The following is a 7774-nucleotide window of genomic DNA, read 5'->3' as shown; positions in this document are numbered from 1 at the left end:
CAGTAGGAGCGCGTATTTTAGTAGATTTATTCCATTCATTAGCTCATGGCGTGGTAAAAATTCTCAAAACGTTGAATATCTATTTCCTGATTCAGGGAAGCTTGTTCGGTTAGGAATCGGGTAAAATGCTGAGCAAAATAAGGGGCTAACGACACACCCTTGGTGCCTAACCCATTAAAAATACCTAATGTTTTATGGTGCGGATGTATTCCAATGAATGGTCGCCGGTCGCGGGTAGCCGGACGAACTCCGGCCCACTGGTCTACCACCCGATAAGGCATAGTTAGTAGTTTGTCTAGTTTACTTTCCAAAGTGTTCCGCCCTTTTTCGGTAGGAGCAAACGTTAAATCCTGATGGTCATAGGTAGAACCTACTTTGTACTTATCACCAAATGGCATCACAAATATTCCTCTATTGAAGACGATGTTACTCTTTTTTTCAGTATCAATCAAGAGTATTTCCCCTTTCACCGGCTCATAAGGTAACCAATGAAAGAAAGAATTGCGATAACCGTCGGCCCCATCGCAGAAAATGAGCCACCGACTGTGATAATCTCCGTATTGAATACCTGTTTTTTCTTGTTGTACCCGAGTAACGTCAAAAATACCCTCCTGGTATACGGACTGCTCACGAAAATACTGCTGCATGGCCGATAAAAGTACCGGCAAATCTACGTAGCCCGATTGCTGCAGCAAAATGCCCCCTAAAGGATCATTAATATAATCGCCAAAACTACTATGCTGAAATACCTGGCTAATGTAAGGCTGATAGATAGATTGAGGGGCTAAAATGCTCCAGTCGGAACGTTCGGCGTTGGTGAGAAACGGCCGATAAATAGGCATTGAATGCAAGAAGCGCTGCCCGGTGAGCAATTCTAATTTCTGATAAAATGGCTCAATTTCGGGAAAAATCTTATCGGCCAACCAAGTCTTTACCATCTTTCTCCCAGTAATCGGATTATACAAGCCCGCGGCTGCCCGCGAAGCAGTTTCTGGTTTGCTATGGTTGATGATTTGAATGCGACAGCCGGCCTGCATCAAATAGTAACTTAAAGCTGTACCCGCCAAGCCCTGACCAACTATTATAACATCTACTTTTGTCATATTTTTTGTAAACCAGCTAACAAGTTGATAAGTTGCCAAAAAAATATTGACTTACCCAACCAAATATATCCCTAACGCGATCACGTTAAGCAATCTGCTCAGCGGATGTTTCGGTATTGTAGCTGCTACCCAGGGTAATCTGGAAATGGCTGCCTACTTCATCTGGATTGCCGCGCTACTAGACTTTGCCGATGGCCTCGTCGCTCGCGCTCTGAAAGCATACTCTACTATTGGGGGCGACTTAGATTCGCTGGCCGATATGGTGAGTTTTGGGGTGCTACCCTCATTTATTATGTTCGGTCTGATAGAAAATGCTCTGGAGGTGAAAGATACGTGGATTCCTTATCTGTCCTTCGTTATTGCGGCGTTTTCGGCATTGCGCCTAGCTATTTTTAACGTGGATACTCGGCAGACCGACAAATTTATTGGGCTTCCAACCCCTGCTAGCGCGCTATTAATCAGTGCTTTACCCCTCGGTACGCTCGCTTGGTTTCAAATGTTGATCGCTAGTCCGGCTTTTCTAGTTGTACTAGCTTTGGTTGATGCGTACCTACTAGTTGCGAGCATTGAACTGTTAGCCTTTAAGTTTAAAAATTATAGTTGGGCCGATAATCAGCTTAAGTATATTTTTATGATAACCTCTATTATCTTATTTATACTACTGCGTTCGGTAGCTATTCCTATCGTTTTAGTGCTCTACATTCTACTTTCGATAGCTGTTTCAACAAAGTCAGCCCGTAACCCAACAACCGAGTAGAAAATTATTTACTTTTGTCACAATAATGACTAATGAATAGTGACTGATGATTAATGGAAATGCTATAAGCGTTATTCATTAACAATTGTCCATTTTCCGCTTTCAATTATACTCATGGATTTTATCGCTAAAATCAACGTAATGCCCAAGAAGGAAATTTTAGATCCTCAGGGAAAAGCCGTCCGACTTGGACTAGAAAACCTAGGGCTGGATAGTATTGAAGATGTTAGGGTAGGAAGGCATATCACGCTGCAACTTTCGGCAAGCGATGAAACTCAGGCTAAACAAAAGGTGGAAGAAGCTTGCACCAAACTGCTGGCTAATTTGATCATGGAAAGCTACGAGTACGAACTAACTGCGGAGTGAACGTAGGTTTTGGGCTGCTTTTCCGTAAGCTATTCATACTAAAGTGCTCAAAAAAACGTGAATGGATTGACAAAACGGGTCATGCATGCGGGTACTTCTACTATTTTTGATTATTGAGATAATCTCCGCTCGAAGCTGGGCTCAGAATTCTTCTGTGTTGGCAGAGGGAAATTGGTACAAGTTTGCTATTACCGAAGACGGTCTGTACCGCTTGTCCGGTAGCGATTTGACTGCTCTAGGCATTAATGTTTCATCCGTTTCGTCTAAAACTATTCAAGTGTTTGGCCAAGGAGGCGGAATGCTATCACAGTCGCTGGCGGAACCCCGAATAAGCGATTTGCCCGAAATAGCTATCCAGATCGAAGACGGGGGCGATGATCGTCTAGACGCCGATGACTATATACTCTTTTACGGACAATCACCTCATAATCTTTATTTTGAGCCGGACAACGAACTAGGTTACCAAGCTATTTATCAAAAAAATCTGTATAGCGACACCGCTTACTATTTTCTAACCTTGGGAAGTAACTTAGGCAAACGAGTTCAAACGGCATCGTCAATTGATAACCCCGCCTGGGCCACAGACTATTACCAAGATGCCTTAGTGCACGAAGAAGAACTGTACAACTTACTGGATACCTACTGGCAAATTGGAAAGGAAAGCGGATCAGGAAGAGAGTGGCTAGGTGAAGAACTTGCTGGGGGAGAATCGGTAGAAATTAGCTTTACTGTAGGAAATTGGCGGGCTGAACATCCAATGAGGGTTCATGCCCGCTTGGTAGGACGATCCGAAAGTCCAGCCGATGTGCAGGTTTCAGTCAATGGAAACGCAGTGGGGGAGGTATCACTAGACCAAGTTCTTTCGGGAACCTACACTCAGAAGGGAAAAGTTAGTCAATCAACATTTTCTGTTAACAACAGCTCATCAGGTAGCACTATTGTTACATTATTGCTTAACGGTAGCCAAGCCAAAGCAAATTTAGATCAGTTGATCGTGGAGGGAGCTCGTTCCCTGGCAATTCCGGCTGATAAATCTATTCGCTTCCGAAACTTAGAAAGTGCAAATCATTCAACTACTCAGTTTCGCCTTAGTGCTGATCAAAATCCGGTCATCTGGGATGTATCTGATTCTCAAGAGCCAGTTCAAATGTCCGTAAGTGGAAGTAATGACCAGTGGGTTTTTGTGGCGGCTACCAGTGATACATTGAAAGAGTTTGTAGCGGGTACTTCAACTTCCTTTCTAACTCCAACCTTCTCGGGAACAGTAGCCAATCAGAATCTAGCGGGAGGTGGCGTTCCTAATTTGGTGATTGTTACAAGAGAAGATTTACTAGCTGAAGCCCAGCAACTGGCCGACTTTCGGCGTACATATAACCAAATTAGCGTGCAGGTAGTCACCAACCAGCAGGTGTATAACGAATTTTCTTCAGGAGCCCCCGATGTTACCGCCCTGCGCAACTATCTAAAGTATTTATATGACCGTCAGCCTAACCAGCTTCAGTCGGTATTATTATTCGGAAAGGGTTCTTACGACTATAAAGGCTATACGGATGATAACACGAACATCGTTCCTATCTACCAGTCGCGCAATTCGGTGCATCCTATCTATAGTTATGCTTCCGACGACTACTTTGGGTTTTTAGAAGATGACGAAGGTGAGTGGGTAGAAAGTTTTGCGGGAGATCATTCGTTGGATATTGGAGTAGGCCGACTACCGATCAAGAACGCAATAGAAGCCAAAACGGTGGTAGATAAATTAATTCACTACCAAACCAGCGAAGCAACATTTGGGCAGTGGCGTAATCAGGTGGTGTTTGTAGCCGACGATGGCGACAACGATAAGCACCAGCGCGACGCTGAAAAACTAGCTAAATTTGTAGATACTTCCTACACCTCTTTCTCAATTCGAAAAATTTATACCGATGCCTTTGAGCAAGAGCAGCTTCCTAATACGGAAATTGCCCCCGCAGTGAGTCAGGAGATTGAAGATGCGATTAAGCAAGGGGCACTCATAATTAATTACACCGGGCACGGTAGCGAAACCCGTTGGGCACAAGAGAGTATTTTGACGAATAGCATGATTAATCGTTTTCGCAACTACGATCGTTTGCCCTTTTTTGTAACGGCTACCTGCGAATTTGGCCGACACGATAGTCCTAAGGAAACTTCGGGAGCGGAAAAGCTAATTCTGAGCGAAAAGGGAGGGGCAATTGGTTTGGTGACTACCTCGCGTCCGGTGTTTTCTAATTCTAATTTTCTGCTCAACCGGGCTTTTTATAATGAAGTTTTTCGTCGGGAAAACGGACAGCCACTCACCTTAGGTGAAATTTTTCGTCGTACCAAAAACGATGGGCTGAATGGCCCCGTGAACCGTAACTTCTCGTTACTTGGCGATCCTAGTATGATTTTGGCCTACCCGCAGGCGCAGGTTAATATAGAGCGATTAGAAGTGAGGCAGGCGAATGAACAGTTCATGATTACGGATACCCTACGGGCGCTAGACTATGTTCAATTGACTGGTAGAGTCGTTTCGCCCACTACCCAGCAGGTGCTAACCAACTTCAGTGGAATAGTAGAGGTGGAAGTGCTAGATAAAAGCACTTTACAGCGTACACGAGGAAATGAAGGAACATTCATGCAATTTGAGGAGCGAAACTCCGTTATTCACCGGGGAAAAGCTCGTGTTGTAAACGGGCAGTTTATATTGAACTTTGTGGTACCTAAAAATATCGTTTACCAAACCGGGCCGGGTAAAATTACCGCTTACGCCAGCGGATCATCGGCTGAAGAAGGTGGGGATGCTCACGGGGCTTCCGTTAATTTTACCATAGGAGGAAGCCATCGTCCGGCTATTAATGATGATACTGCCCCAGCGATGACACTTTTTATGGACGATACTACCTTTATCAATGGTGGACTTACCGGAAATAATTCGTTGTTGTTAGCTCACCTAAATGATGAGCACGGAATATCCATTAGCTCGAGCGGCTTAGGGCAAACAATTACGGCTGAACTCTTCTATGAAGAAACTGAAGAAAGTCGTACTTTCGTATTAAATGACTTCTACCAAGCTGATATAGATAATTTTCAGTCGGGATGGATTCGCTACCCATTGGAAGGATTGGAGAAGGGAAAATATCAGCTAACTTTGCAGGCCTGGGACACTTATAATAATTCGGGAATGGCCAAACTTTCGTTTCGGGTAGGGGAAGACGGAACACTTTGGGTTACGGATGTTTATAATTATCCGAATCCTTTCTCAGAAGAAACCCGGTTTGTGCTGGATCATAATCAACCAGGCACTATATTAGACGTCACCGTTCAAATCTACAGTAATCAGGGTGAATTAGTCCACCAAATGCAGACTACGCAGTCGGAAGTAACGACTCGGCTAAATAATTTGCGCTGGGACGGACGAACCACCGCCGGAGCGCATTTGCCTTCCGGCATTTATTACGCTAATATTAAAATCAGAAATACACAATCTAATACCGTTGAACAAAAAACGCATCAACTTATTATTGCTCATTAATATGAAGTATTTTATTCGTAATAGCTTTATCCTAACAATCGCGCTTAATTGTATAGGGATTGGTCAGCACGTTCTGGCTCAGCAGGGGCAACCGGTTCAGGCAATCTTAGGACAAGATGAAAACCGAAGGGTAATTACTACTGCCGTGCCATTTCTAGCAATCTCGCCTGATTCTCGGGCCAGTGGTATGGGCGATGTAGGAGTGGCAACTACTCCCGACGCCAACGCTACCCACTGGAATCCGGCTAAGTTAGCATACTTAGAACCTAGCTTCGGAGTTTCAGCCTCGTTTACCCCCTGGCTATCCAAAATAGTGAACGATATGTCGATCTCGTATCTATCGGCTTATAAAAAGCTTAATCAGCAGCAAGCTTTAGGATTGTCTATGCGCTACTTTGATCTGGGCGATATTCAATTAACCGATCGCCAGGGAGAATTGCTGAACTTAGTAAGCCCTCGGGAGTTTTCGTTGGCGGCTACTTTTGCGTTGCAGCTAGGTGAAAACCTAAGTGCCGGTCTAACGGGGCGCTTCATTCACTCTAATTTATTGTCAAATACCGGTACTGGTGGTACGGAAGGTCAGGCTGGATTGAGTGGGGCCGCAGATGTAGGTATTTACTATACCAAAGATATTGTGTTCAACGGTAATGAAGGAAACTGGTCATTTGGAGCTAATATTTCTAACATTGGGGCTAAAATCACCTATCTCGATGAAGATCAAGCCGATTTTATTCCGACCAATCTGAAGGTAGGTGGGGCATTTACTACCTACCTTGACCCTTACAACAAGCTTACTTTTGCCGTAGATTTTAATAAACTACTGGTGCCTACTCCTCCCATCTATCTGCGCGATAGTGTTACTAATCAAATTGTTTTTCGCAATAGCCAACCTGTGATAGCACCCGGTGGAGGAAGAAATCCTGATCGTGGGCTTTTATCGGGAATGTTTGGTTCTTTCAACGATGCCCCCGATGGCTTTAGTGAAGAACTTCAGGAAATTATGATTTCAGCTGGAGTAGAATATTGGTATAATGAGCTATTTGCGGTACGGGCCGGTTATTTTTATGAGCATGAGAACAAAGGGAACCGCAAGTATTTTACCGCCGGTTTGGGGTTGCGCTACCAAGTGTTCGGAGTAGATTTTGCTTACCTTCTACCCCAGGATCAGAACCATCCGCTTCAGGAAACCCTACGGATATCACTGCACTTTAACATAGATTCTACTCCTACTGAAACCATTGGTGAAGAGTCAGACTTGAATTAAAAAACGTTCGTACTATGGCCGGACACAGTAAATGGGCAAACATCAAGCGGCGAAAGGGTGCCCAAGATGCCAAACGGGGCAAAATATTTACCAAGCTTATTAAAGAAATAACCGTATCGGCTAAAGAAGGTGGCCCCGACCCGGACGGAAATCCCCGCTTGCGCCTCGCTATTCAGAATGCCAAAGGGGCTAACATGCCCAAGGATACTATTGAGCGGGCAGTAAGCAAAGGCTCGGGAGCCGACGGCGATGATTACCAAGATGTAACCTACGAAGGCTATGCTTCGCACGGGGTAGCCGTTTTTTTAGAGTGCACTACCGATAACCTCAACCGAACCGTAGCGAATGTACGGTCGGCATTTACCAAACACGGGGGCAGTTTGAGCAAAAATGGCTCGGTAGAATATCTGTTCGATCGCAAAGGGGTTTTTGTATTCCCTCAGCCTAAAAGCATGGAAGAAGACGAATTGATGCTGGAACTGATTGACGGCGGAGCGGAAGATGTAGCCTATGAAGAAGGCTTAGTACAAGTCACCGGCGCGATGGAGGACTTCGGCTCGCTTCAAACCAAATTAGATGAGTTATCCATAGAACCAGAGAACGCGGAACTTCAGCGCATCCCTACCACCAGCGTAACGCTTGACGACGAAGCCCTACTCAGTGTAATGAAACTAGTTGATGTGTTGGAAGACGATGACGACGTAGCGAAGGTTTATCACAACGCTGATATAACTGAGGAGCAGATGGAGTTG

Annotated in this window: 6 protein-coding genes; 5 read left to right on the top strand and 1 reads right to left on the bottom strand. The window is 44.7% G+C overall.

Annotation, left to right across the window (positions count from 1 at the left end):
* Positions 1-38: 38 nt before the first annotated feature.
* Positions 39-1103: an NAD(P)/FAD-dependent oxidoreductase gene (locus tag WBA23_RS22040; RefSeq protein WP_424584440.1), complete on the bottom strand. Its 1065-nt coding sequence runs from the start codon at positions 1101-1103 to the stop codon at positions 39-41.
* Between the two features lie 46 nt (positions 1104-1149).
* Between WBA23_RS22040 and pssA the strand changes: the two genes are divergently transcribed.
* The 5 genes from pssA to WBA23_RS22015 form a co-directional block, all read left to right on the top strand.
* The gene (gene pssA / locus WBA23_RS22035; protein ID WP_424584439.1) at positions 1150-1860 is read left to right on the top strand and encodes a CDP-diacylglycerol--serine O-phosphatidyltransferase; all 711 of its coding nucleotides are present in this window, start codon (positions 1150-1152) and stop codon (positions 1858-1860) included.
* A gap of 114 nt (positions 1861-1974) precedes the next feature.
* The gene (gene purS, locus WBA23_RS22030) at positions 1975-2226 is read left to right on the top strand and encodes a phosphoribosylformylglycinamidine synthase subunit PurS (protein WP_424584438.1); all 252 of its coding nucleotides are present in this window, start codon (positions 1975-1977) and stop codon (positions 2224-2226) included.
* 85 nt (positions 2227-2311) lie between these two features.
* Positions 2312-5758 carry a type IX secretion system sortase PorU gene (porU, locus tag WBA23_RS22025; protein WP_424584437.1) on the top strand — a complete coding sequence of 1149 codons (3447 nt, stop codon included), beginning with the start codon at positions 2312-2314 and terminating at the stop codon, positions 5756-5758.
* 1 nt (position 5759) lies between these two features.
* Positions 5760-7022: a type IX secretion system outer membrane channel protein PorV gene (porV, locus tag WBA23_RS22020; RefSeq protein WP_424584436.1), complete on the top strand. Its 1263-nt coding sequence runs from the start codon at positions 5760-5762 to the stop codon at positions 7020-7022.
* Between the two features lie 14 nt (positions 7023-7036).
* A partial coding sequence (locus tag WBA23_RS22015) for a YebC/PmpR family DNA-binding transcriptional regulator (RefSeq protein ID WP_424584435.1) occupies positions 7037-7774 on the top strand: 738 nt, incomplete at its 3' end.

This window comes from Tunicatimonas sp. (assembly GCF_049647865.1).
In the GTDB taxonomy this organism is placed as follows: Bacteria; Bacteroidota; Bacteroidia; order Cytophagales; family Cyclobacteriaceae; genus Tunicatimonas.
The sequence above is the reverse complement of the archived record's forward strand: the minus strand, read 5'-3'. Positions and strand labels throughout refer to the sequence as shown.

Excerpts from the sequence above, each read along its gene's own strand:
- WBA23_RS22040 (WP_424584440.1), bottom strand. The coding sequence starts at position 1,103 with ATGACAAAAGTAGATGTTATAATAGTTGGTCAGGGCTTGGCGGGTACA.
- porV (WP_424584436.1), top strand. The coding sequence starts at position 5,760 with ATGAAGTATTTTATTCGTAATAGCTTTATCCTAACAATCGCGCTTAAT.
- porU (WP_424584437.1), top strand. The coding sequence starts at position 2,312 with ATGCGGGTACTTCTACTATTTTTGATTATTGAGATAATCTCCGCTCGA.
- purS (WP_424584438.1), top strand. The coding sequence starts at position 1,975 with ATGGATTTTATCGCTAAAATCAACGTAATGCCCAAGAAGGAAATTTTA.